Origin of the sequence: Pseudomonas sp. B21-054, assembly GCF_026016345.1 — a bacterium.
In the GTDB taxonomy this organism is placed as follows: Bacteria; Pseudomonadota; Gammaproteobacteria; order Pseudomonadales; family Pseudomonadaceae; genus Aquipseudomonas.
Window position 1 is genome coordinate 4,514,770 of sequence record NZ_CP087204.1, and the last position, 23,396, is coordinate 4,538,165.

At 50.6% G+C, this 23,396-nt stretch carries 17 protein-coding genes; 12 read left to right on the forward strand and 5 right to left on the reverse strand.

Translation table 11 applies throughout. The features are described from left to right. Nucleotides 1–53 precede the first annotated feature (53 nt). Genes LOY70_RS19480 through LOY70_RS19495 form a run of 4 tightly spaced genes read left to right on the forward strand, consistent with a single transcriptional unit; the run spans nucleotide 54 to nucleotide 4,262 of the window. On the forward strand, nucleotides 54–1,007 hold the full coding sequence (locus LOY70_RS19480) for a TIGR03756 family integrating conjugative element protein (RefSeq protein WP_265028962.1): 954 nt from the start codon (nucleotides 54–56) through the stop codon (nucleotides 1,005–1,007). Beyond that, a complete protein-coding gene (locus LOY70_RS19485) occupies nucleotides 1,004–2,410 on the forward strand; it encodes an integrating conjugative element protein (RefSeq protein WP_265028963.1) in 1,407 nt (468 codons plus the stop codon). Before LOY70_RS19480 ends, LOY70_RS19485 begins: the two co-directional genes overlap by 4 nt. Continuing rightward, the gene (locus LOY70_RS19490) at nucleotides 2,407–2,760 is read left to right on the forward strand and encodes a hypothetical protein (RefSeq protein WP_265028964.1); all 354 of its coding nucleotides are present in this window, start codon (nucleotides 2,407–2,409) and stop codon (nucleotides 2,758–2,760) included. The genes LOY70_RS19485 and LOY70_RS19490 overlap by 4 nt, the downstream gene beginning before the upstream one ends. Beyond that, entirely contained in the window at nucleotides 2,757–4,262 is a 1,506-nt protein-coding gene (locus tag LOY70_RS19495; protein ID WP_265028965.1) for a conjugal transfer protein TraG N-terminal domain-containing protein, read from the forward strand. The genes LOY70_RS19490 and LOY70_RS19495 overlap by 4 nt, the downstream gene beginning before the upstream one ends. A gap of 23 nt (nucleotides 4,263–4,285) precedes the next feature. On the opposite strand, the gene LOY70_RS19500 is transcribed toward LOY70_RS19495, so the two are convergent. After that, nucleotides 4,286–4,651, reverse strand: coding sequence for a DUF3742 family protein (locus LOY70_RS19500; protein ID WP_265028966.1), 366 nt, complete (start codon nucleotides 4,649–4,651; stop codon nucleotides 4,286–4,288). Nucleotides 4,652–4,841: 190 nt separating this feature from the next. Here LOY70_RS19500 and mobH point away from each other — a divergent pair, with 190 nt between their 5' ends. Together mobH and LOY70_RS19510 are read left to right on the forward strand one after the other, a co-directional pair. Beyond that, nucleotides 4,842–6,683, forward strand: a complete 1,842-nt coding sequence (mobH, locus tag LOY70_RS19505; RefSeq protein ID WP_265028967.1) for a MobH family relaxase — start codon at nucleotides 4,842–4,844, stop codon at nucleotides 6,681–6,683. Nucleotides 6,684–6,944: 261 nt separating this feature from the next. Then, nucleotides 6,945–7,196 (forward strand): hypothetical protein, encoded by a 252-nt coding sequence (locus LOY70_RS19510; RefSeq protein WP_265028968.1) that lies wholly within the window; start codon nucleotides 6,945–6,947, stop codon nucleotides 7,194–7,196. A gap of 65 nt (nucleotides 7,197–7,261) precedes the next feature. Here the strand turns inward: LOY70_RS19510 and LOY70_RS19515 are convergent, their stop codons facing one another. After that, the gene (locus tag LOY70_RS19515; RefSeq protein WP_265028969.1) at nucleotides 7,262–8,128 is read right to left on the reverse strand and encodes a DNA/RNA non-specific endonuclease; all 867 of its coding nucleotides are present in this window, start codon (nucleotides 8,126–8,128) and stop codon (nucleotides 7,262–7,264) included. A gap of 544 nt (nucleotides 8,129–8,672) precedes the next feature. On the opposite strand from LOY70_RS19515, the gene LOY70_RS19520 reads away from it, so the two are divergent. The 3 genes from LOY70_RS19520 (at nucleotide 8,673) to drt5 (ending at nucleotide 14,018) form a co-directional block, all read left to right on the forward strand. Next, a complete protein-coding gene (locus LOY70_RS19520; RefSeq protein WP_265028970.1) occupies nucleotides 8,673–9,689 on the forward strand; it encodes a DUF1837 domain-containing protein in 1,017 nt (338 codons plus the stop codon). 6 nt (nucleotides 9,690–9,695) lie between these two features. Continuing rightward, the gene (locus tag LOY70_RS19525; RefSeq protein ID WP_265038129.1) at nucleotides 9,696–12,350 is read left to right on the forward strand and encodes a DEAD/DEAH box helicase; all 2,655 of its coding nucleotides are present in this window, start codon (nucleotides 9,696–9,698) and stop codon (nucleotides 12,348–12,350) included. A gap of 171 nt (nucleotides 12,351–12,521) precedes the next feature. Then, on the forward strand, nucleotides 12,522–14,018 hold the full coding sequence (gene drt5, locus LOY70_RS19530; RefSeq protein ID WP_265028971.1) for an antiviral reverse transcriptase Drt5: 1,497 nt from the start codon (nucleotides 12,522–12,524) through the stop codon (nucleotides 14,016–14,018). 945 nt (nucleotides 14,019–14,963) lie between these two features. Here the strand turns inward: drt5 and LOY70_RS19535 are convergent. Then, a complete protein-coding gene (locus LOY70_RS19535) occupies nucleotides 14,964–16,193 on the reverse strand; it encodes a YcaO-like family protein (protein WP_265028972.1) in 1,230 nt (409 codons plus the stop codon). Between the two features lies 1 nt (nucleotide 16,194). Then, nucleotides 16,195–16,413 carry a hypothetical protein gene (locus LOY70_RS19540; protein WP_265028973.1) on the reverse strand — a complete coding sequence of 73 codons (219 nt, stop codon included), beginning with the start codon at nucleotides 16,411–16,413 and terminating at the stop codon, nucleotides 16,195–16,197. Nucleotides 16,414–17,195: 782 nt separating this feature from the next. Between LOY70_RS19540 and LOY70_RS19545 the strand changes: the two genes are divergently transcribed. The 3 genes from LOY70_RS19545 to LOY70_RS19555 all read left to right on the forward strand — a co-directional run bounded on the left by LOY70_RS19545 (nucleotide 17,196) and on the right by LOY70_RS19555 (nucleotide 21,313). Next, entirely contained in the window at nucleotides 17,196–18,665 is a 1,470-nt protein-coding gene (locus tag LOY70_RS19545; protein ID WP_265028974.1) for a GIY-YIG nuclease family protein, read from the forward strand. Between the two features lies 1 nt (nucleotide 18,666). Further along, nucleotides 18,667–19,632, forward strand: coding sequence for a hypothetical protein (locus LOY70_RS19550; protein ID WP_265028975.1), 966 nt, complete (start codon nucleotides 18,667–18,669; stop codon nucleotides 19,630–19,632). A gap of 409 nt (nucleotides 19,633–20,041) precedes the next feature. Next, nucleotides 20,042–21,313: a hypothetical protein gene (locus LOY70_RS19555; RefSeq protein WP_265028976.1), complete on the forward strand. Its 1,272-nt coding sequence runs from the start codon at nucleotides 20,042–20,044 to the stop codon at nucleotides 21,311–21,313. Nucleotides 21,314–21,661: 348 nt separating this feature from the next. Here LOY70_RS19555 and LOY70_RS19560 read toward each other — a convergent pair whose 3' ends face one another. Next, nucleotides 21,662–22,798, reverse strand: a complete 1,137-nt coding sequence (locus LOY70_RS19560) for an HNH endonuclease (RefSeq protein WP_265028977.1) — start codon at nucleotides 22,796–22,798, stop codon at nucleotides 21,662–21,664. Nucleotides 22,799–23,396: the final 598 nt, after the last annotated feature.

Genomic DNA, 23,396 nt, shown 5'->3' on the forward strand with positions numbered 1-23,396 from the left:
TGGGCTTCCGACCATTGATTCACTGCGCAGATAACCCTGCACAGGATCAACTCATGCCGTACTACCGCTCGACAACCTTTCGCTTCATTGCAGCCACTCTGGCCGTCGGACTTCCGCTCTCTGCAAACGCTTTGAATACTGCAACAATCACCGCCTCCAGCCTGTCGCCAGATTGCATTGCCTATCGCGTGGTAGGCATTTGTTACTGGCTCTTCTGCACCCCACTCGGATGCAGTGTTAAAACCTCTTCGAAGATTCACCACTACGTCCCTGACGCAGTAGTGTCGAGCTACAGCACCACTGGCGAGAACCCTTGGACGGAAGTACGAGCCATGAGCTCAGCCAATGCCTCTGCCCAGGGCGGCGGCGATGGCAGTGCAGGTATCAGCCATGAAAATGATCTCGCCAAATTCAAGAATGCCGATGTAATCGGCCATCCTGGCGGAGCCACCTTCAGCCAGTTTGCGGGTCAGTCGGGATACTCCTGTCCAGGTGCTGGGCAGCTGTTGATGCCTTACTTCTTGAGCTCCTTGGACAGCGTTGCCTGGCGCTACAACATTCCGGAGCTGGTCTTCCCTGAGTCTGTGACGCCGGGTATGAGAGAGATCGGCAGTCGCGCTGCCGGAAACCTGTGGGGAGCGGTCTATCCCCGTGGAGGTTTTTTGCATGGCGTCGACGACTACAAAAGCGCAGCTGTTGTCGCTCAACGCGCGGGAGACATCGTCACCCGTCGAGGCCAGGCACACGTATACCAGCCGCTGCTGGGCTCCAAGCAGGATGCATACTGGCCAGCCGGGCCGCTGAAAGAAAGTGATGCAAGCACCGGGAAATGGCAGGAGCTGATGCCCAGCCAATCCCCAACCTGCGTTGTCTTTCCTAACAACGCTGTGCATGTTCAATCACCACGTGGTGACTACGCCTGGGCCCTCTGGCGACCTTACAGCTGCTGCGAACGCAAGGGGCAGATCTTCCTGGGCAGTACCGATTTCGCAGGAGCAAGCGAATGAAAACAGCCCACTTTCGCGCTCCAGTCTCACCTCGTTCCGTCACCGGAATCGTCATCACCACCCTCCTTCTCACGGCCCACAACGCATACGCTGCTCAAACCCAGATCAATAAAGACGGCATCAATCACAGCGGTTCGATTGGAGACGATGTGCTCTACAGCATTGGCGGCGGACGTGCTGTGTCCATGGGGGGATCGGCGTCCATGGACAGCATTTCGGTGGGGGCCGGCTGGGACACCAACTTGATCTGCGGCGACATGAGCCTGGACACCACGCTGCAGAACCAACTCAACGGTGCCACACGCGGCTTCAAATCCATCATGGGCAATATCATCCAGAACGCTACCAGCGCAGTAGCCTCTCTCCCAGCCTTGATCATCCAGCGTGCTGACCCCGGTCTCTACAACCTGCTCACCAACGGCATTCTCCAAGCACGGTTGGACTTTGACCGATCCAAGTCGACGTGCCGAGCTGTCGCCGAACGAATGGCCGATATCGCCGGCGGACAGCTCGGCTGGGGACAATTAGCCGAAGGCATGGCGCTGAGTCATACCGTCAAAAACCACGACGCCGTTGCGGCGGTTGAGCAGGCCGAGGCCAATCGAGGCAACAACGGTGTCCCCTGGATTGGCGGTCAGTCGGCTGGCGGCAAACGACAACCGCCCATCAAAGTCGTCTCTGACGTCACTCGCGCCGGTTTCAACTTGCTCAATGGCCGTGACGCCGGCAACCGTACCCCTATCCCCAAAAACAGCTGCGGCAACCGCCTAAGTTGCCAGACCTGGTCGTCACCCCAGGAGGCCGAAGCCTGGGCAACCCGTGTCCTGGGAGAACAAGAACACCAGACTTGCGACAACTGCACCAAAACGCAAACCAAACCTGGCGTAGGTCTCACTCCACTCATCCAGGAGGAGTACGAAGCCAAACTGCAAGTCCTTGATGCCTTGATCAAAGGCAGCAAGCCCACCTCCGCCGAACATCTCATGGCAGCGGGCAGCCAGTCATTGCCCATCACCCGCGGCGTCATCGAAGCACTGCGCGATGAACCTGATCAAGATTTGCTGGCAAAACGTCTTGCCTCAGAAATAGCCCTCTCCAGCGTCCTGGAAAAAGCTCTGCTGCTGCAACGAACCTTATTCACCGGGCGCAAAGAGCCCAACGTGGCGGCCAACCAACTGGCTCAGCAAGCTATCAACACCGAAAGTGAATCCCTGACTCAGGAAATCAACAACCTCAAAACCGAACTCGAGCTGCGTCGCACCCTGGCGAGCAACTCACCCATGATGCTGATCCAGCGTCAGAGCGAACGCGCTGCCGCTTCTCGAGGTGTTTATCAGGGGGACCCTGTCCGCAACCGCCTGGATCTGATCCAGCGGGCGGTACCGGAGGGCCAATCTCGATGATGCGTCTATCAAAGACACGGATTGTAATCGCTCACCTGGTTCTATGGGGCGTCATCCTTGGCCTGGCATTCATCGTCGTCGGATTGCTGACCCTGGAAGCGGCCAACGATTTGAACGGTTGGTACTCCTGGCTGGACAAGAACAAAACAGCCCTGCTGATCTGGCGGCTGACCCTATACGGCGCTACTGCGGTGGCGTGGTACCGAATGCGTCAGCGCCTGGCCCGTCGCGGGCTCACAACCGAACAGCATCGACGCCTGCTGTGCGCCGAGGTCACCGCCATGGGTGTCCTCACACTGCTTGAGTTGTTAGCCGTCACCGACGAAAGCCGGCCTTGGACACGCCCATGACGCTCTATACGAACGATTATCTGGAGTATTACCTGACCCTGGTCGGATGGATCGTCAACAACGGAATATGGGAGATGCTCGTCGCTAGCGGAGTCTTCACCCTGCCTTTCCTGGCGATCATCATTCAGGAGTGGCTCAGGGCCCGTAGTGAAGGTGCTGACGAAGGCAACAAGGGCGTACTCTCCTCGCTGCGTATCGAAAATCGGGTTTGGGTCGCCATCGTCGTGATCATGTTCGCGGGCGTACCGTTCATTGATGTGGACTTGAACACCATTGAGTTCGACGACACACGCTCTACACAGTGCCAGGTCAACGTGGCCACACCTCAGGACACGCGCTGGTCCAACACGTTCACCACGCTGAACAACCAAAGCGCGAAGGTGCCCGTTTGGTGGTTCTTCATGCACTCGTTGTCCAAAGCGTTGACGAGCGGAGCCGCTGCTGCGATCCCCTGCGGTACAGATCTGCGACAGATACGCATCGACATCGATGCAGCGCGCATCGACGATCCTCTTCTGGCTCAGGAAGTGGCTGACTTTAGCCAAGACTGCTACGGCCCGGCCCGGGCCAAGCTGTTCATGAACCAGCCTACGTTGAACGAAGCGTTGATGGATGACATCAACTGGATTGGCTCAAAATACTTGCTCGATACCCACGGTTACTACGACGCGTACCGCTCAAAAACACCTCGCAGCCGCTGGCCCTACAACAGCGCACGTGATGCAGGCCTTTTGCAGGTTCCGGGCGGTGGCGGCTATCCGAGTTGCAAGCAGTGGTGGTCAGATGTCGGTCACGGACTACGGGGCAGGCTGCTGCGGCAGGTTGATCCCAATCTACTGTTTCGACTGACCCAGTGGGCACGCTTCCTCAGCATGGCCCAAGCCGAGGACGCCGTTGTTCGGTCCGTCGCTTCACCACGTCAGCAGACGCTGAACCAAGGCCAGGTCTATTCCAGCTACGCAGGCCAGATCGACATGAGTGCCTCCAACCTGACCGCACGCTTAGCCTCAGATCTGGGCCTGACCGTAGGTGCAACGGCGTACTTCCCCGCGATGGATGTCGTACGCCAAGCCCTGCCCATGGTCCTGTCTTTTCTGAAGATGGCGCTGACCATCAGCATCCCCCTGATCCTGGTCATCGGCACCTACGAGCTCAAAGCACTGGTCACCATCAGCTGCGTGCAATTCGCCCTGTTCTTCGTCGACTTCTGGTTCCAGCTCGCACGCTGGCTCGACAGCACCATCCTCGACGCCCTCTACGGCTGGAACTCACCCCACAGCAATTTCAACGTGCTCCTCGGCGCGAACAACTCCTTCGGGGACATGCTGCTGAACTACGTCATGGCGACCCTGTTCATCTTACTGCCAGGTTTCTGGGTAGCGAGTTTAGCGTGGGCGGGAGTGCGAGCGGGCGGCGTACTTCAGGGACTCAGCGACAGCACCAGACCGGCCGCTGACGCCGGATCAAAGGGAAGCGCCACAGCTACAAAGTTGCTGAAATAACACGAGCTGCGCTCAAGCTATTTTTAATCGTCAAATCGGGGATCATCCGGGTCGTTATAGTTAATGGGATCGTAGAAAACACTTTTTTTATGGTCACACTGCTCGCCGAAGACTCCCGCTGCTGATTCAGCCTTCGAAGCGCCACCGCACCTCGAGTAGATGTGTAAGAGCGCGAAAATAACGGTTAGCAAGATCAGCGAAAATATGACCAACAATAGAAGACCGAGTCGAACGACCCATACCAAAATGGCGGCAGCACTAGCTGGTACTTTTTTATCTTTAAGCCAGCTAGTCGCCTCAACTTCTACGCGAACAAATCTGCGCCACTGCTTCCCACTCCATTGACCAAAACGCATCGCCATCATGGGACGCTTTTCCTCCATGTCCATACACCCTCTGTGCGTAAAAAAAACGGGTAGGTTCGCTCACCGATTCAATCTAGCTTTAACACCACAAATTCCGCAGCTTAAAAGGTAAACGCTAAAAGGGGGGCAAACCAAGGGAATGGAGCAGAAGGGGAAAGGCCCTACCCGAAAAGCAGAAAAGGCCTTCCTGCAAACCCAGTCGAAAGGATCAATCATGTTCTCGCTGTTTCATCGCAAGTCACGACCCGCTTCAAAACACATCGATTCAACCGAGCCAACGGCACCTGCAGGACTGACACGTCCTCAGTCAGCAAAGTCTCTCTTGGCCACACCGCGCCGGGAAAAACTGCTGAAGCTAATATGGCAGCACACCGCCGTCTCCCGCCCACAATTCAACGAGATCTACCTCGACCCGATCAGCCGCTACGCCGAACTGGTTCAGCTCCTTCCCGCCTCTGAAAGTCATCACCACGCATACCCCGGCGGCATGCTTGATCATGGGCTTGAAGTCGTTATCTACGCGTTGAAGCTAAGGCAATCTTACCTGCTTCCCTCTGGTGCTCAGCCTGAAGTACAAATCATCCAGGCTGAGGCCTGGACTGCCGCCCTTGTATACGCGGCCCTGGGCCATGACCTGGGCAAGATCGCTGTAGACGTGCATGTCGAGTATGGTGACGGCCGCGTCTGGCACCCCTGGCAGGGTCCACTCTCAGCCCCCTACCGTGCGCGCTATAAAAAAAACCGCCAATACCGACTCCACGGCATCGTAGCCGGAGTACTCATCCATAAGATTCTGAACAGCGAAATAATGGATTGGCTCAGCACCTTCCCTGAGCTATGGATAGCTTTGATGTTCAACTGTGCAGGACAAAACGAACATGCGGGCGAGCTCGGTATCCTGATCTCAAAAGCGGACCAGGCCTCCGTTGCTCAAGCACTCGGCGGTGACCCTACCAAGGCCATGGCAGCCCCCAAACATGCTCTGCAACGTAAGTTGTTGGAAGGTCTGCGCTATTTGCTAAGCGAAGAACTCAAGCTCAATCAGCCTCAAGCCTCAGATGGCTGGCTTACTCAAGAAGCCCTCTGGCTGGTCAGTAAAACCGTCTCAGACAAACTACGCGCTCATCTGCTTTCGCAAGGTGTCGATGGGATTCCGGAGCAAAACATCGCCATTTTCAATGTGCTCCAGGAGCACGGCATTGCCCTCCCCAACACCAATGGCAAAGCCATCTGGAAAGCCACCGTCACCAGCGAAACAGGCTGGTCCCATAGTTTTACGTTCCTAAAGCTGTCCCCAGCCATGATCTGGGACCGTGAAGAGCGTCCAGACGTATTCACAGGCTCGGTGGCGGTCATACCGCTAGAGAGCACCACAACACTCTCCGACGACGCTTCTACCCACCATCAAGCTCCTCCTTCAGTCAGGGAATCGTCGGCAGAGTCGCACATGCCCCCTACCCCACCATCAAACTCAATCGCGATGGATTCATCTGCACCGAATTCACTCGATTCACTCATGGACCTTTTTGGTGGGCCTCCGGCACTACCCGAAGATTTCGCCCCTCCATTTGAAGAGGCTGACCATTCGCCATCTGATGCGTCTCCACAGGACAGCAAAACCGCGGAGCTGTCCGGCGCCCATTTCATGGAGTGGCTGACCAATGGGCTGCGATCTCACCGAATTATCATGAACGACGCCAACGCCCTGGTGCATACAGTCAGCGACACCCTCTATTTGGTTACCCCAGGCGTCTTCCTACGCTATGCCCAAGAACATCCCCATCTGGCACGCATTGCCAAGAAAGAAAAGCTTTTGGACTGGGAGTGGATTCAAAAGCGGTTCGAGGAATTGAAGCTGCATCGAAAGCAACCCAACGACCTGAACATCTGGATCTGCGAAGTCAGTGGTGCGCGCAAAACCCGAAGGCTGTACGGATACCTACTCAAGTCGCACGAAGGACTCATGAACGACCTGGCGCTGAACAACCCGTACCTCAAGCTGCTGGATTCGATGCCGAGGAAACGCAAAACTCCAACTTTAGGAAACACTCGGTAACCGGTTTTTGGGTTGACAGCCAACCGCCAGGGAAGCAATTTATGTACGCGTTCTGCTGACAAAGTCAGCTACATGCCCAGCCGCCAAGGATCTTTCAGACGGCGCTACGGAGATTATCCGTAGGATCCTTCCCAATGACCGCTTCGTTTCCTGCAGTGCGGTTAGGTCGACTTAACGGTCGATTCGGAAACACAGTATTTCTCACCCACGACGGGCCTTTTCCCGTCGTGGGACAAGGCCCTAATTTTTTTGGAGGCCTTAATGAAAATGGAACTGGCTCTGTACCAAGCGTTGATGTCGATCAGCGTCCCTGAGCAGAAAGCCCATGCCGTAATCGAAGCAATGGAGTCTGACATGCATACCCTTCTCGCAACCAAGAGTGATCTCACTAATCTCGAGCATCGACTCACGGCTGAGATCGCCAAGACGGACGTGAAGCTCACCATCCGCATGGGCGTCATGCTCTCAGCCACGATAGGTATCTTGATCACAGCAATGAAATTTATTCATTGATCCTTCGATCACACTGGATGTACTGAAAACCACCTGTCCATGACAGGTGGTTTTTCTATGCGGCTCTAGCTGCTGGATAACTCTGCTGTCGCAATGCAGCCGATTTTCTGAGGCAACTGCCCTTTCTTCGCTTTCAGCTCTGTCTGGATGTCCTGAGGCAATGCGCTCCAGAGGGTCAATCCCGAGCGCTCCTCGATCTCATACACCGTTACCTGGAAATCGCAGAAATTGGCGGAGCGCGGTGTGCTCTGCTCCATGATGAATGCCGCGTACAGTCCATTTTCAGGCGTGCTGCCAGTGAAGATGACCTTCCAGTATCCGCTTGGGATCGTGTGGACTTTGCTTGTGCCTGGTAGCGAGCCAATGTTCTTTTCGTACAGAGGGCCGGTGATCACATAGACGGCATCAACATCAGGTGCCTTGCTAAGGCTGCGCTCTTGATCCTCCAAGCGTGCCCAGGCGCCTTGGTTCAAGTCCGCTTTTTGAGGCGTGATGTTGGTGAGATAGTTCAGCGTTTGCCAATCAGATACACCGCCCATCGAAGCAAGGTTCGCTTGATGACCCCTGTCTATTTTCAGAGCAACGCTGGCTCCGTAGTAATCGACTGGGCTCAGTGTTTGGTCAGCAGGAACGTCTGGGTCGGTTTTCCAGTTTCGCGAACGCCCACTGGCTGAGGTTTCCTTGGTGATTTTGTAGGCAACCCAGTTCGCGAACTTCGTGGAGCCGTTGTTGTTTAGTGTGTAGGCCTGCCGGTTGAGCGTGATATCGCTTCCGCCGGATGGGCAACCGACTGCGCAGTTGTCGATGGCTATTGGCTGAGTCAGGAGCCGCTTGGGTGTGTCAGGGGCGTATGTTGGTCCAGGGGTGGTGCAGGCAGCTATCAGTGGGAAAATGAAGAGTGAGACCAGTTTTACGTTTTGCATTCCTTGCATTTAGGTTGTTTCCTGAAAAAAGGCCCGTGAGCATAAGGCTCAGTTTCCAGCGAAACCACTCCTGTAGCCTTTCAAAGCGTGTATTACAAAGATCGATTCCTTTTCTGACACATGCCCCCGGCTTCCGACATGATGGGCTAAGGTATCCCTGCCCGGGTTCATCCACGGTCATGCGTTAAGCAGATCACAAACGCCACATTTTTTTGCATCCCCACCTAGCCGCACGGGTTAACAAAGCTGGTGCCAGTGCCGGTTTTAGGCGACTTCATAGGCAAAGATCAACGATGAGCAGATGCGCAGACGACTGCGCTCGGCCTGCCGGCGACAACGGGCAGAACCCGGCCAGAAGCGGACATTCTCAAGCGACGGCTAACGGATCACAATCTGGTGTTCGGATGGCCTGCTAACGCACGGTCGGGGCAGCGACTAAAACAGACCTTCAATTTTCAGCAGGCGGAAAAGATGCTGAGGCCTTATGACCAGATAGACGAACCTCCAGCAGGGCTACAGTAGCGGCGCGAGTCGCAGCTACTGTAGTATCGTTATGACATTGCTCGGCCATCCAGAAGGGATTCAGATGCAAAAGTTGTTCGACGGTATAACCTGGAATGACTGCCTTACGGTTAAAACTAATTGGGTAGATCGATTCTTTCATCGAGTCCCCGAGAGAACTGACCTTAAAGTCCGTGCGCACGTCCTATCTCTCAAGTTTTCGGGGAATAGACAGGAAAGCTTAGCGTTTGCTGAGTATGTTAGTAGCCGCATTGAGAATTATGTATTTGATAAGAATGCACTCGAGCGATATCGAGAAGATGAAATAAATTCTTATCCGAAGGCGTCAAGCTTCTTCGGAAATACAAATCCGGTAAAAGATGGAAAATATGGAGAGTTGATTCTTTATCTTTTGGTCGAAGCAATATTTCAAACCCCAATGGTGTGTCACAAGCTTTGCCTGCTAACTAATTCAAATGATCAGGTCAAAGGCGGCGACGGGATTTTCTTTGGACAGCGAGGCGGGAATTTATCAATACTTATCGGCGAGTCGAAAATTTATCAAGACCTGAATGGCGCCTTAAATAGCTCCTTACAATCTATTGACCGATTCAATCAAGATCATCTCACCAGCTCATTTGATCACGAGTTATTTATTGCACGATCAAATATTTCTAGCAATTTTTCGTTAGCCCAAGCGAAAGCGCTGCTTAAAGCGTTCCGTCCTGGCACCCCTGAATATCAAGCCTGCAATAAAGTATTCCCAATACTTCTCATTTATGATGACGAAGAAATTGATAGCATTGAAGAAGTTGCTGCTAATAAAGAGCATGCGGAGAAGTTAATTTCCGAGTGGATTACTGAACACTCGGACGGTGTGCTCACCAATATAAAATCGAAGTTATCTACTAAGTCTGATTTGCGCAAACTGTTTCTCGAATTTTTCCTCATACCAATGAGTGACGTCGGAAAATTCAAAAAACTTTTATTTAAGCAGATCCACGGAATAGAGTACAAAGAGCCAGCTAGTGAAAAGACAGCAAAGACCATCAAAAAGGGAGAATCCTAAGTGACTATGGACTCAGGCACTCTTTCTCTTGAAGCTTCGAAAGACAAAGACTTTGTAGATATCTATGACGCTCTTCTGAAACACTTATTTCTGAGCAAGCAGGCTGGACCGACTGAACAATTTTCTATTTCTGCGGAAAAACTTCAGAATGCAACTTGGCTTGCCTCCATTATCGCTTTGAGCGAATCGGAGGCGCTTAAAAATCTTGCGAACTCCTTCGGAGCGCTTCTACATCTGTACGCGCCAAGCAACTCAGCATTTCAACGTGCATGCTATGTCCTTCAGTCTAGGTCTGGTAATTTACTTTCGAGCAAACACATTCCCAACATTTTCAAAGATGGTCAGTACCAAAGTAGCTTTGGCTCGCTACTCGAGCTCGAGCTTGGGTCAACTAGGGGGCGCTTGACCCATAAGCTTGAGAGTGGGGGCGAGTTCGTGTTTACGGACTATCAAGCCAGGCTCTGGGCTGCCATTAAGGCTGGATCAAACGTTGCAATTTCAGCGCCTACATCAGCGGGAAAATCCTTCATAATCCGAAGGTATATTGTTGACAAGTTGATAGCTCATGCTGAGACAGCAGTATTCGTAGTACCCACGAAAGCGCTAATAAATCAAGTGAGCATGGACTTCAAGTCCGACCTTAAGGATCGCGCACATGTCTACACCACTTATCGCCCGCAGGAAGAAGACCAAAAGTCCACAATTTATGTGTTAACCCCGGAGCGATGCAACAAGCTGCTCAATGACAAAAACATCAGACCACCAAAAATTATTTTTATAGATGAAATCCACAACCTTGAGGCGGAAGGTCGTGGCATGGTATTCGAAAACTGTTTATATGGACTGGTTGCAAGGTTTCCTCAAAGCCAGTTCATCTTTGCTGGCCCCTTCATTGAAGACATCGTGACGCCTCTCAGGGAACTATCCGGGTTAGAACTAATAGACGAAACAACTGTTGCAACTCCGGTATTCCAGGTTAGAGCTGCAATCACTTTCATATCGAAGAGTTACTCTGCTGAATATCGGATTTTCAGTCAGACCGGAAACGTGATTTGTGGTGAAACGATCTTGAATAAAAGGCTTTTTTCCAAAGCTAAAAATAAAAAAGGCCAAGCCATCGCGATGTTCCTAGAGAATCTGAAGCAAGATGAGAGTTGTATTATTTTTGCGCCGCGTAAGTCTAGTGCCGAGAACTGGGCACTAGAGCTGCCACGCTCAGCCAAAGCGAGCAGTGAACATACAGAGGCGATTGAGGAACTCATCGATTTTCTGGCCGATGAAATTCACCCTGATTACTCTCTGATCAGAACCCTAAGAAATGGTGTGGCGTTCCATCATGCAGGCTTGCCAGACATCGCCAGAATCGAGATTGAAGAACTTTACTCCAAAGAGGCAATAACAAGCCTGGTATGCACATCTACCCTGCTGCAGGGTGTGAATCTTCCGGCAGATAAACTTATAATCATTAATCCGAAGAATGACAATACACAACTAACTCCATTTGAGTTTAAAAATCTAATCGGGCGAGCTGGAAGAGTTAGTACAAACCTCTACGGGGAAGTTTACTGTCTTGAAATTAAGGATGAGGAGTGGGGCGAAGATCGACTCACCAATGATGAAAAAACTAAAATAAAGCCCAATACTACATCAATTCTTGATGAGCATGCGGATACATTGATTCAACTCGCCACAGCGACACGGGATGAAATAATCGAGACTCCTGCAGGAGATAAACTATACACGACCATTTGCTATCTGAGGCACTTGTTCGTCTCGGATGAAAAGCATTTCAACCGCTTGCTGGAAACTTCTAATATAAATGTTGACCAGCGCGAGCTTCTCGAAAATAAACTCACCGAGATAAGGAGCCAACTTTCTATACCTTTAGAGTTGCTTCGCCAAAATCCTTACGTTGATCCATTCCTTCAAAATCAATTGTACATGGAAATTCAAGCCGATCCATATGCTTGGATACCTACCAATTTTCCGAACTCTCGACGAATCTTAAACCCGCCCCAGGATGTTGCTTTTGAGGATCAAAATTTTTATCAACAGTTTGATGACGTTGCTCGAAGGCTGGACAGAATTTTTCATATTGAAGACGAAGTAAACTCAAAATATGGTCCATATGTCGGCATTGGTTCACTAATTTATGATGCCTTCCAATGGATGGCAGGTAAGCCGCATCGATACTTTATCGATAAATATCTTGTCCGACTTGCTGAGGAGTTGGATAACTTTGACCAAGAAGATGATTCCGATAGCGGATCAAAGAAGAGAACCGTCGACAAGGCAGCCAGCCATGTCACTCAGAATATAAGTAGCAATATTACATTCAAGCTCGTCAAATACTTTTCGCTTTGGTCTGACATCACGAAGGCCTGCATACCAGAGCCAGATCATGAACAGCACGCGTATGCCCTCAGTCTTCCATCAATGATTGAGCTTGGAAGCTACGATCCGAAAGTTCTGGAGCTTATGTCATTGGGAGTAAATCGAAGCATCGCGCTTAAGTTACGCAAAGATTTGCCTAGTCAAGTCGAGAATGTAGAAGCATGGCTTCAAAACTACAATACATATAGATTGCCACCATTACTTCGAAGATACTTGGAGCGCTCTGGCCTTACTAAGCGGCAGGATGAGAATATTCTGAAACGCTAAACTGACTCTGGGGTGAGCTGACACATCGGCTTTCCCTGGCTAGACTGGTTAAGCGTGTCCTGCTGGATAGATTCTTCTGACGTACGAGCGAAACCTAGACATGCTGATCATTAGCTGGCAAGTTTGCTTAGCGCTATGGGGAATCTTTACTAATCATCATTTGGAGCGACTGTGAACACCCGCGAGTTCTTCGAACTGGATTTCATGTCTGGGCTTTTTCCTCTGAAAACTAATAAGTTGATGATGGAAAATGCTGGAGATGCACTGGCAGAATATGTCAAGCGAGCGCTATCAGACCTACCGAACGATGCGCCTTATAACTTTCTAGGGCAAGAACGAGCGCACGCGGCAAAACCGAATCACCATCTCAGACGAACGATGGTTCTTGATCCTGTTTGCACTTTCTTCATCTATGATCTGGTGTATCGCAATCGTCGTGCTTTCGATAGCCGCAGAAAACCTGATCGCGTTTCTTTCGGATACCGGTTTCTGGAGGGGGCTCCCATCGCAGTGCATAAGGCTTTCGGTGACTACACCAAAGCTATCAATATCGAGCGCGCCGATTTTGAGCATTCACTCAGCTTCGACATAGCTTCTTATTTCAACTCGATCTACCACCACGATCTGACGAACTGGTTTGCTAATTTAAAGGGTGTCACCTCTGAAGATGTAAATGCCCTCGGTATCTTCATGCGGGAAATCAATTCCGGTAGATCGATTGACTTCCTCCCACACGGCCTTTACCCGACAAAAATGATAGGAGCCAATTTTTTAAGCTTCGTGGAAAGCTCGGGCGAGATCAAGTCTGCGTGCTCGCTGCGCTTCATGGATGACATCCACTTATTTGATGATTCCCGAGATACTCTGGTGAGCGATTTCCTGAAGATTCAGGATTTGCTAGGTGGGCTGGCGTTGAACGTCAACGCGGCCAAAACCAGCTTGGATTTTGGCCTCGGCACCGTCAACGACTCTGCCTCCACCATTCGCTTCAGACTACGCGAAATTTTGGATGATGATCGCCCGCGCGCGTACTTTGGATCTGGCAGTGATTGGTCAGATGAGGACGAGGACGAGGATAACGACGAGGATGAGATTTCAAGCGAGCAGATTACAGAGCTTGAACATCTGCTGCTCGATGTCCGAGCTGATGAAGCAGATGTTGAGCTCATCCTTGGCATACTTCAGGAAAACGATGCGGTTCCAACCACGGCTATTCCGACGCTTTTCTTACGTTTCCCAAACATTGCAAAGCAGTTGTACAAATTGGTAGCGGCCTCTGACGACAAGGAAGCTATTGCGGAAGGCTTTGCGGAACTGCTCGACTCTGAGGCAGAACTGCTGGAGTACCAGCTCTTTTGGCTTGCTGTAATCGCAGAAGATCACCTCAGCAACACAGACGAGTTCGGAAACTTAGTAATGGGGATTTACGGGCGATCGGATGCATATGAGATTGCCGCAGCGAAAGTTTTAGAGATTCCAGATCAGACATTCGGTTTGAAGGCTATCCGAGCGCGGATCTTAAAGTCTGGAGCCTCCAACTGGAGAAGTTGGGCATCCGCGGTGGGCGCGCGGACGCTGCCAACCGCCGAGCGTAACTACGTTCTTGGGTATTTCGCAAATGGTTCACCCATGAATCACCTCATCGCGAACTGCGTGAAGAAGTTATAGTGCCGGAGAACGCTAAACAAAATATTCAATTGCCTATGTGTTGGTGCTCAGCAAAATTTTTTCCATCGTCCATCTAATCGACAGTGTCCGCCTGGTTACAGTCAGCGCGTTACGTGCTGTTATGGATAGCAACAGCCGCTGCATAATCTCCACTCTCTAATGCGATCGTAATAAGTGGCACTTGCCTGTCGCTATGCAGCAGCTGAAAAGTTCCACGCCTATGGCAGCTTTTTGGCCATCTTCTGCCCGTCGCGAGACGGAAGAAAACGACCCAATACAGCCGGTCGACACTGGCAAAAGTGGGCCAAAAGCGAAATTTATCTGCTATGACACCAATGACGAGTTGGTCTGTGAGGTAGGCTGTAAAAATATGATCACTACAGTGAGCCAAGATGATTGCTTAAGCTATCTCGTCGTCGTGCATGGCATTGAGACCTATGAACGATTGGCCGTTCACTTCGAATGTCGTCGTGGCGGCATCCGAGTGACGGACGGAAGCCGGTATATCTCTATCCCAGTCACGATGGCTATCTTAGGGGGCGCCCTTGCTTGGGTCAACACCGAGCTCGGGGGCGCTACTGTGAGCTGTATTTAATAGTGTGCGTCGCAACCAAATTGTCTTGGAGCGAGGTTGTCATCAACGCTGAGATAGCTTTGCTCGCTGGTCAAGCTAGTGCGGCGATTAAGGTTGCTTTTAAGCGAGTGTGATTTCATCTCTGCTGTATCCACATTGGGTCGAAAGCAACCTTTTATGACTGGTAGCTTTTGGCCCGATTGCTGCCTGTCGTAGAAAGGCCGCATCCGACCTAAAGCGGTCGGCCACGCAACGGCAAGAGTAAAGTAGGACTATCAGGGGCCCCCGAAAGAAAATTACAGCAGGAGCGCAAAGTGACGAAGGGACTAGAGTTTGGTAAGACAACCTTAAAAAAGCTATAGGCCACAACATTAATTTGTCGCAAGAATCTGATGGCCGCGATACCCAGGAAGAACGATTACTCCTCGTGCAACCAAATGAAAACGTTCTAATTTAGGCGCTACAATTTGTACGACCGCCACTTCATCGTCAACAATCACCCTCCTATAAAAATTCACTCCAATTTTAGCGAGATGACTGGCTATATCTTTAATTTTTAACTCTAGACTATGAGCAAGGTTGTTGACCTCTATAAAGTCAACTGAGTTAGATCCTCCTCTATACTGAAATATTCCGCCCTCCAAATAAGCAGAAATATACTTTATCCCGGTAACAATAGAAGGCTTGCGGCGTCGCGGCGTTGGCCTCCCAATATGTCTAGAGATGTGCAAATATTGCAGAGACTCCAATATGGATCTTTCAACTGCATACTCGGAGTTGGTAGATGTTCCAGAACCGAAAAATCTTTCCCCCGTAGAGACCACTTCGATGAATGACATAAAAGATGGTAAGCTTGTATCATTAGTAATATCAAAGATCTCAATTTTCACATTTTCTTGTCTGCTGAGAGCATGTAACAATCGTTGAATACTTTCTGGCAGAGTCCAGAGTCGAACCGATCTAACCGGGTCAGGGTTTTTCTTAAAGATCGACTTAAGCAGCGCAACACCAATAGCGTCGCGCTCTATCAACTCTAGCATTCCATGTAGAGTTGCCTCGTTGATGTTTACCCCTGCAGCAGATCCTGAGTTTGAGCTATACCTCATCAAGCTATAGTCGTTGATAGACGATAACTCTTCAGGGGATGTTGCTTTGTAACGAGGATGGACGAGGAATGCTGGATATTCTATTTTCTCCAGAGTTAAGACATCCAAAAAAGGAAGTCTTGAGAAATACAGCTCATCATTTTTAATGATTTTTTCTAAGTATGGAGTTGCGGACGACAAATAATTATCTTCTCCATTGAGATCAATAATCTTAGGTTTAGGGTTGGGTTTGTTTTTTTCATTGTAGGTTTGCGTGTATACATGCTCAAGAGCCTCAAAAATAGCCGAAGCCATGGATTGCCTGAGCACTCCTTTGCCACACCCATTAATGCAACAACCATCGCGACTTAATATTTCTAGATGAGTTGTTTTAATACTTCTACCTACGCTCACCGACTTAATCGAGAAGCCTTCTCTAGCAAGAAATGATTTTGCTTTTTTAATTGCTGACTCCACATCAGCACATCGCTCGATGCCATGGTGTGAGCATAGCATTTTAGTCCTTCCCTAATTCTAGGATTGACATTAATTCATCAACTTCTTTAATGCTAAAGTTAAGAGTTATCTCCTTGCTCCCTGTAATTACCACTTGAATTCCTATAGGCGTATTTTCTGCTTTTCCAGCTTCGACAAACGCTTCGTGTAACTGCCCAAGCATTGCCTCAGCGGACAAGGCTTGCCCTTTTCCTCTACTTTCAAAAAACATATTTCCCATTTTTCACCTCCAGTAAAAATATGCGAACACTAGAAATTGCAGCTTTCAAGCAAAACTTCAAACCGTGCGTGAAATATCAGCAGCTCACATTGTAAGCTTTGAAAATTTGCAATATGAGTCACTTTAGCTAACGTTCACAATTCCGCTATCTTGCGCTTATAAATTATTGCGATAAGTTTTCTACCTTGTTATGAGGAATAGTCTCCATGGTGCCAAGTTCTGAAATTACGGCAATACAAATACTAACGACCGACGATTCATAGGCTTCGAATGACCGCTTATGATTCGCCTAACAACCTCAAGCGACTGATGAGCATCTCGGCATCGCAGGACTGCTTGAGGCGATCAGGGAGTGATCATGCCGCTGGATCGTCGGTAAGCGGCTGTTGGGACCGCTGACGCGGCCCCAACAGCCATATGAGCGCCGATGTTGGCCGCACGGACCAATCTTTACTTCCTACTATCGACTTTCCAGACAATCCAAAAAAATCTCAGCGTTGAACGTAGCAAGTGTGTTTTCACACAGCCTGGGTCGAAAGCAGCCGTTAACCTCAGAAGCGTCACGACCACTTCAGTTTTACGCTCAACGATCGTCATAGGCGTCATCGTCTTGGGTTGTCTGCGCACGGCGATCCCGGGGCGGTTGAAAAGCCATATTCGAGGGCGATCAATGACGCGGCGACTGGGCGCAAGTGTGCCTGACGAAATGGCTGGAACCATTAGTGTCACTTTGATAGCTTCCGTATCCGTAGCTTGCCTCTCAAACAGTTTCGGAAGGAATCATGGACCCACAATACGGACAAAAGTCGCTCTCTCCATTGGCAAACCTTATCGTTGATCGCGCGATCGAGAATACTAATAGAAAACTGATCGCAGGCTTCCGCAATAAGAATAATTCCCGCCCGAACGCCAAGACAGCTGACCCGTTGCAGGTCGGCAAGGACACCCTTGCCGCCACGTCAGCGCAAAGTGCGATGGATATTGCGAATCGAGGGGTAGCGTGGAAGGAAATTCTGCTGAAAAGTTTGTCAGTTGGAATCGGGTCACTTACTACCTTGCAGTTCGATGGAGAGATCAATCTCATCGCTGCCGATACCTCAAGCACCAGCCAACTGCCTGAAAAACCGGGCGTTTATGTGGTCTATGACACGAGTGGCAAGCTGGTCTACATCGGCGATAGCACCAACATGCGACAGCGCTGGCAGGATGGACATCTGAACGATCATCGCAACGGCAACAAAAAAGGCGAACCGTACAAGCTTTCCGAGCAACTCGAAGTGGGATGCAGGGTGAAATTCGTGACCATGGACTCTGCCGAAACAGCTGCTGCCCTGGAGGCGCACCTTATCAGGACCGAAAACCCGCCCATCAACAAGCGCCAGGAACTGCATCAGGAGCAAGGAACCCGCAGCAACATCGAAGCCAAAAAACTCAAAGACACTCTGGGCAATGCCACGAACGTCGCCATGGGTGCTGGCGAAGAAGCACTTAAAAACTCAGGCTGGCAATTGCTGGAACAACTGACCTCAGCCGCAATAATGGCCGTTAAAGACGAACTGGTCGACGTGTTCACGGGCGGCGCTGCCCGCCTGAGCCAGCGTGTGGAGCGCTTCCTCAAAAAGATCTGGGCGGTAATCGAGAAAATCATCGAGGCGCCCCTGAAGCTGCTCAACGGAATAGTCGAATTCATCGTCAATACCTTGTCCAAGGCGATCCGCCAAGTTTACAACCTCGCCCGCAACCTTTTCGACCTCACTCATAGCGCCTGGCAACTGTACAAAGGCGCGCAGTCGATGACGCGGGAAGATCTGATCCAAAAAATCGTCGAGACCGTAGTCGTCAGCGGCACGCTAATGCTCTGGGACGGCCTGGAGCCGCTGATAGAGTCGCAGCTGATTCCACTGACCGGGGTGGCAGCGCCCTATATATCCTGCGTGCTGTCGGCCATCGGTTTCGGGCTGTGCAGCTATCACTTGCAGAACCTGGTGCCCCCTATCGTTGCCTACTTGGTGGATTTCAAAACCGGGTGGAGCGAGTCGCTGGAAGCCAAACGAGAGGCGGCACTGCAACTTATTAAGGTACAGGAAAACGAATGGTTGATGGCCGAAGGCCTGATCGAATATGCACATTCGGTAGATGCGTTGGCCAAGGAAATGATAGACCACCGCGAACGACTGGCTCGCCACAGCAGCGTGCGCGCAATCGATTTTTCGACACTCTTGCCAACCAACCGTATTTCGCTGGAGCCCTGACGTGTTCAATTTTCTGGGTGGCAAAGTTGTACTGACTGGATCGTCGGCCAATGGAGTAATCCTTCAACCAGTGCAGCAGTTGCTGCCTGCGCCGCGCTCCGAAGAGAACCAACTAAAAGACTTCCATGAAGGCCTGCAAAAGCTCAACACGGCACTACGGCGTGGTTCAAAGACTAGAGCGCAATTGAACGATTTTCAAAACCAGGGTAGCTGGGACTCATTTTGGGGTGGCTTGTCAGGCAGGAATGACAAGGACCTGGCCAAATTGCTGACCGAATTTGGCGCGAGCCTTGAGGTTACGCAAAGCGTGCTGCAACTGGTCACTCAGGTGCATACCGTAAATAATAATGTACTGCGCGGGTTCAATGATGCCCTGGTGCGCGAGATCGAACGCCTACAAGCGGATACTCAGACCCTTGAAGGCAATCAGAACGGAGCGCTGGTGGTGCTCTATGAGTTCAAGCATCAGATCGACGAACTGTTGGCACTTGCAGATGGCTATGAGTACTGCAAGCATGCAGTGAACCAACTGGCAGCCGCGCAGAACAACCATGAGACGAATTTGCAGCAATTGAGCCTGTCCTTCTCAAGCGGCGCCCAGGTGCAGGAACAACTTAACGTAACGGCCGCACGTCAGTTGACTCAACAGGGGGAAGCTCAGGGGGCCCAGCAGAAACAGATCGAGCAAGTGACCAAGCTGCTGGGCCGTGAAATCCAGGCGAGAGAACGTCTATCGACCGCGATGACGGCGTCGTTGAAAGAGGTGAGCGAGGCGCTGAACCAGCATCTGGAACGCGTCGAATCGATACTGGGCGAATTACTCGAAAACCAACAACGAACCCAAGCTCGAATCGAGCAATTGGAAGCACAATTATTGGTCAGACCCAGCTGGCTGCGGCAACAGGCTGTGGCCCTTGTCGCGGTGGGGCTTGCAGGCGCGGCGCTCGCCTCGATGTTTGCCTCATGAGGTAAGCGCGTGGGGAGTATCGATCTCGGCGATTCTTACCGTCTAAATCGTCTCTGTTTTTGTAGACAATTTCAGGCGGCAGCTTTTGACGGTTGGTGAACGGTAGCCATGCGCAGCTCTCAGCCGATCATGGTTACTAAGTGTGCTGGTCAAATGCGATGCAATCGGTGGTCTGATTAATGCAAACACCTGGTCAAGTGCAATGCGAACGAGTGGTCAGTACCAATGAATCAGGCGGTCAAGTGGAGTGTGATTCCGTAGGCACCAAACATTGGGCGAGCATTGTTATCGACACGTATCGAAGCGTCTGACCGCTGCCCCAATGCTAGGGTAATTTAACAGTGATTCCAACCATTGTGTGTCAAGGTCACGTCTCGTTGAATGCTTACAATTTTAGAAGAGAATAGCTATGGAAAATGCGCCACCGGAAGAAATTACAAAAGACAATTTTTTTTACTGTAGGGTCGATACGTTTCGGGCAACCAAAGATTATGTGCAAGGAGGCTTGTGCGTAAGACTCATAGGTATAAAAGCTGCGACCCGAAATATTTTAAATCATGATGAGGGTGTCGAAACATTTATTGTGGACATTGATCTCTGGAAATTTGCAGAGATTCTCCACAAACGAATCCCTAATAGAGATACTCGGAATTTTATATATGCTTTCGAGGACCTCCCAGAGCACTACAATCGATGGTATGCGTTGCGCATCGAACCAAGTAATTATGCGAGAAACTACCTCTACTCAACATTTTCGGAGGATCCGCCTAGATATTTTGAGATAAAAGATTTGGGATTAATTGAGGAGCCTGGGTTGGAGGTCAGACCACCAACCCAATCACTTTCATTCATAAGAGCATCCCTGATCTCGTCCGGACAATGGATTGTCGCCACCGCCCAAACCGCTTTATTAGATCTGCGCTTGGAGGATAAATATTTTGGCGGCGACTTCGTATTAGAGTCATTTCATGTAGGTCAGGGAATGTGCTCAATAGTTCACGACGGTACATGGGGAATACTTCTTGATATGGGGGCAGGAAAACCGGTCCTTCGGCCTAAATACCCTACACTGAGTAACGATCTACATCTTGTGACGGATAAATTGAAGGAACTAAATCTCCTGATTTCGCACTTTGATTCGGATCATTGGAGAATCCTAGCGTGGGATACGAAGCTAAGGAATAGAATTAAAAACATCTACGTACCTTCAGGGGCTCGGCCACCGGTTTTCAATGACAAAAATATTAAGAAGAAAATAGTTCAAGTAAGTGACACCTCCATAAGACTTGCCGCAGACGCTTTTCTTCGCATTTATCGGAGCGATCCCAGCCACCCAGACAGCAACGGCCAATGCTTGGTTACTACGTTCTACAAAGGCGGCAAGCTTGCCTTAGCCCCAGGTGATTACGCTTATCACCGGTTTGCTACCGATGCCAATACGGGTATTAAAGAGCTGCTTAGCGAGATCTATAATGCGGTAATTGTTCCCCATCACGGGGATTTAGCAAGCGCGAGATCTGTTGTTGACTGTGTACCCGGATCCCCCGCGTTCTTCTCTGCCGGGACACATCAAGGATATAATCACCCGACTACAGCCTCTGTGGACGAGCACCTTCTGAAGAAATTCATCGCTATTGAGAAGAACACCGAAGAAAATATAGTGCGCAAGCTGTTAATGTGAGGTGGAGATTATGATCGTGTAGTGGTAAGGACAAAACCGATGCAAATGGCTGGTCAAATTGAATGCAAATAAAGGGCAACTCAGTGCAAATTTTTTCGTAGACAACCAATACAACAAAGTCACCATCTACCAGAACCTGCTTAAGTTTGATCAACCTGATGAACGAAAGTAATGCCTTGGGCGTCGAGAAAAATCCAAGGCTGCCAGTTCGCCAAGACGCACGACATCTGCCGGATGGGCGTTGGCAGGCACTCGGCTAAACGGCCCATAACTCGATTTCATGGCCGTGTTCCGATCCTTCGCCGAACCAACCACCCTCTGATGTAACCACCCCATGACAGGAGCTTTTTACTTACCCCCCTTCGGGTGAAGTCGACGGGATAGATAATCCGGAAAATCGATTTCATAGGAGGAGTGAGTTGGACCGAATAGCATCAATAGCTTGCCATCTGTGAAACGCCCAAATTCTTCAGCGGTTAACTCAGACTTTGCCGCGATGGCGATTGTCCACGTGTGTTTTTGATGAATGTTAAGGGTTAATTGCAAATATTCTCCTGCAGGCATGATCAGCAAGGACACTGCACCAAGATCGCAGGTGAATTTTTTGAGAGTTTCGTCGACTGGCGCGTTGAAAGGACGTGCCCCAGGAATATCTGGAGCCTCCCCCTCCCCACGATGCCACAGTCCTGCATGCAATAATTTCGCATAAACGGTCTCGAGATATTTTTCGCCGAACTCGCAATACGCAATGGCCAATGCGAGTTTGCACATAAAACGGATATCAAACTCCGAGTTAAATGGCACGGCTCCTTCTATGTTCCCCCCTGAAAATACGTTGTTCCATATCCATTCAATGGCCGCGGAGTCAGCCTCGTCGGGAGCCGAAAAGCCGTAATCAGCCGGTGATATCCCGTCGATCTTGGTGCCCGAGATTTTTTTTACCTTTCGACGTTTGAACGACTCCTTGAATTCTAACAATGAGCGATTCGGATCGGCGCTTTCATTGAAAAAATAGTATGCCCTCGCATTCGCCGATACCTGCTTTAATGCAATAGGGTTGCCGCCCATGTACCAGTAGCGTTCTTCGTCAACGGGGCGGATCAGGATGACGTGTTCGGCCTGAGATCCGATCCACCATTCACAGACTTCAGTTTCGAGTAGCCCTGGGATGTCGAGATGGATAATGCCTGTGCATACCAAGGGAGGTACGACTTTGTCGTTTGTTTTAGAGAGGTGTCGGGCGGCCTCACCCAAGGCGGTAGTGGGCAACCAAGACTTTTCGAAGCTCGCATCGACGTGCAACCCCAAGCTGCTGTTGCACTTACGACATGCCGCTCGGACTTTGTAGCGTTGGGGGGCCTGTGCACCGCCCAAGCTCTGAGGAATCGCATGCTCCAAAGTCATGTCGCTCGCAGGCTTCAATATCCAGCAATACATACACTTGGTTTCGGGCTGTACTTCTGAGGGGACCTGCAAATTTTCCAACGCGTACTCCTTAACGATAAGGGGCTTATTGACGGTTTAGATGTTTTCTGCAACAGCGCTTTCTTGTTGGAAGGTTGCCCTAACCGAGCAGGGCTACCAAGCCTCCTCTGCCTCGGGTTCGGCTATAGCCACAAAGAAATACTGGAGAGGTTGTCCCATTTACGCACAGATTGATGAGACCTGTCCGCAGGGGCACACCGCGCTGTGACCGCACAAGCGACTGTAGGGGGCGATCTTAGTTTCCCCACTGCTGGCTGCCTCAGTCCGTACCTCCCACAGGTGGGCTACAACACTGAGCGCCGGTACACCCGCCAAATCTGGCGGGCAATAGTGCACCGCCCTTAGATAACGCCGCTTATCGACAACGCTCGCTACAGGGTGTCATCGACGCGACCCGATTAACGTCTATTGTACGGTTACAAAGTAAATGTCGGCGGTTGTCAAAATTACGATTCGAAAGCCGCATGAGCGTGATGACTTTCGGATAACGATGATTGGATGGTGTGTACCGGTATGAGCTACGACGAACGCTGGTTTGTGAAATGCCAAGATGCCGTGGATGGAGGTGGCGACCTTGTAATCGATTTACCGCCCGTTC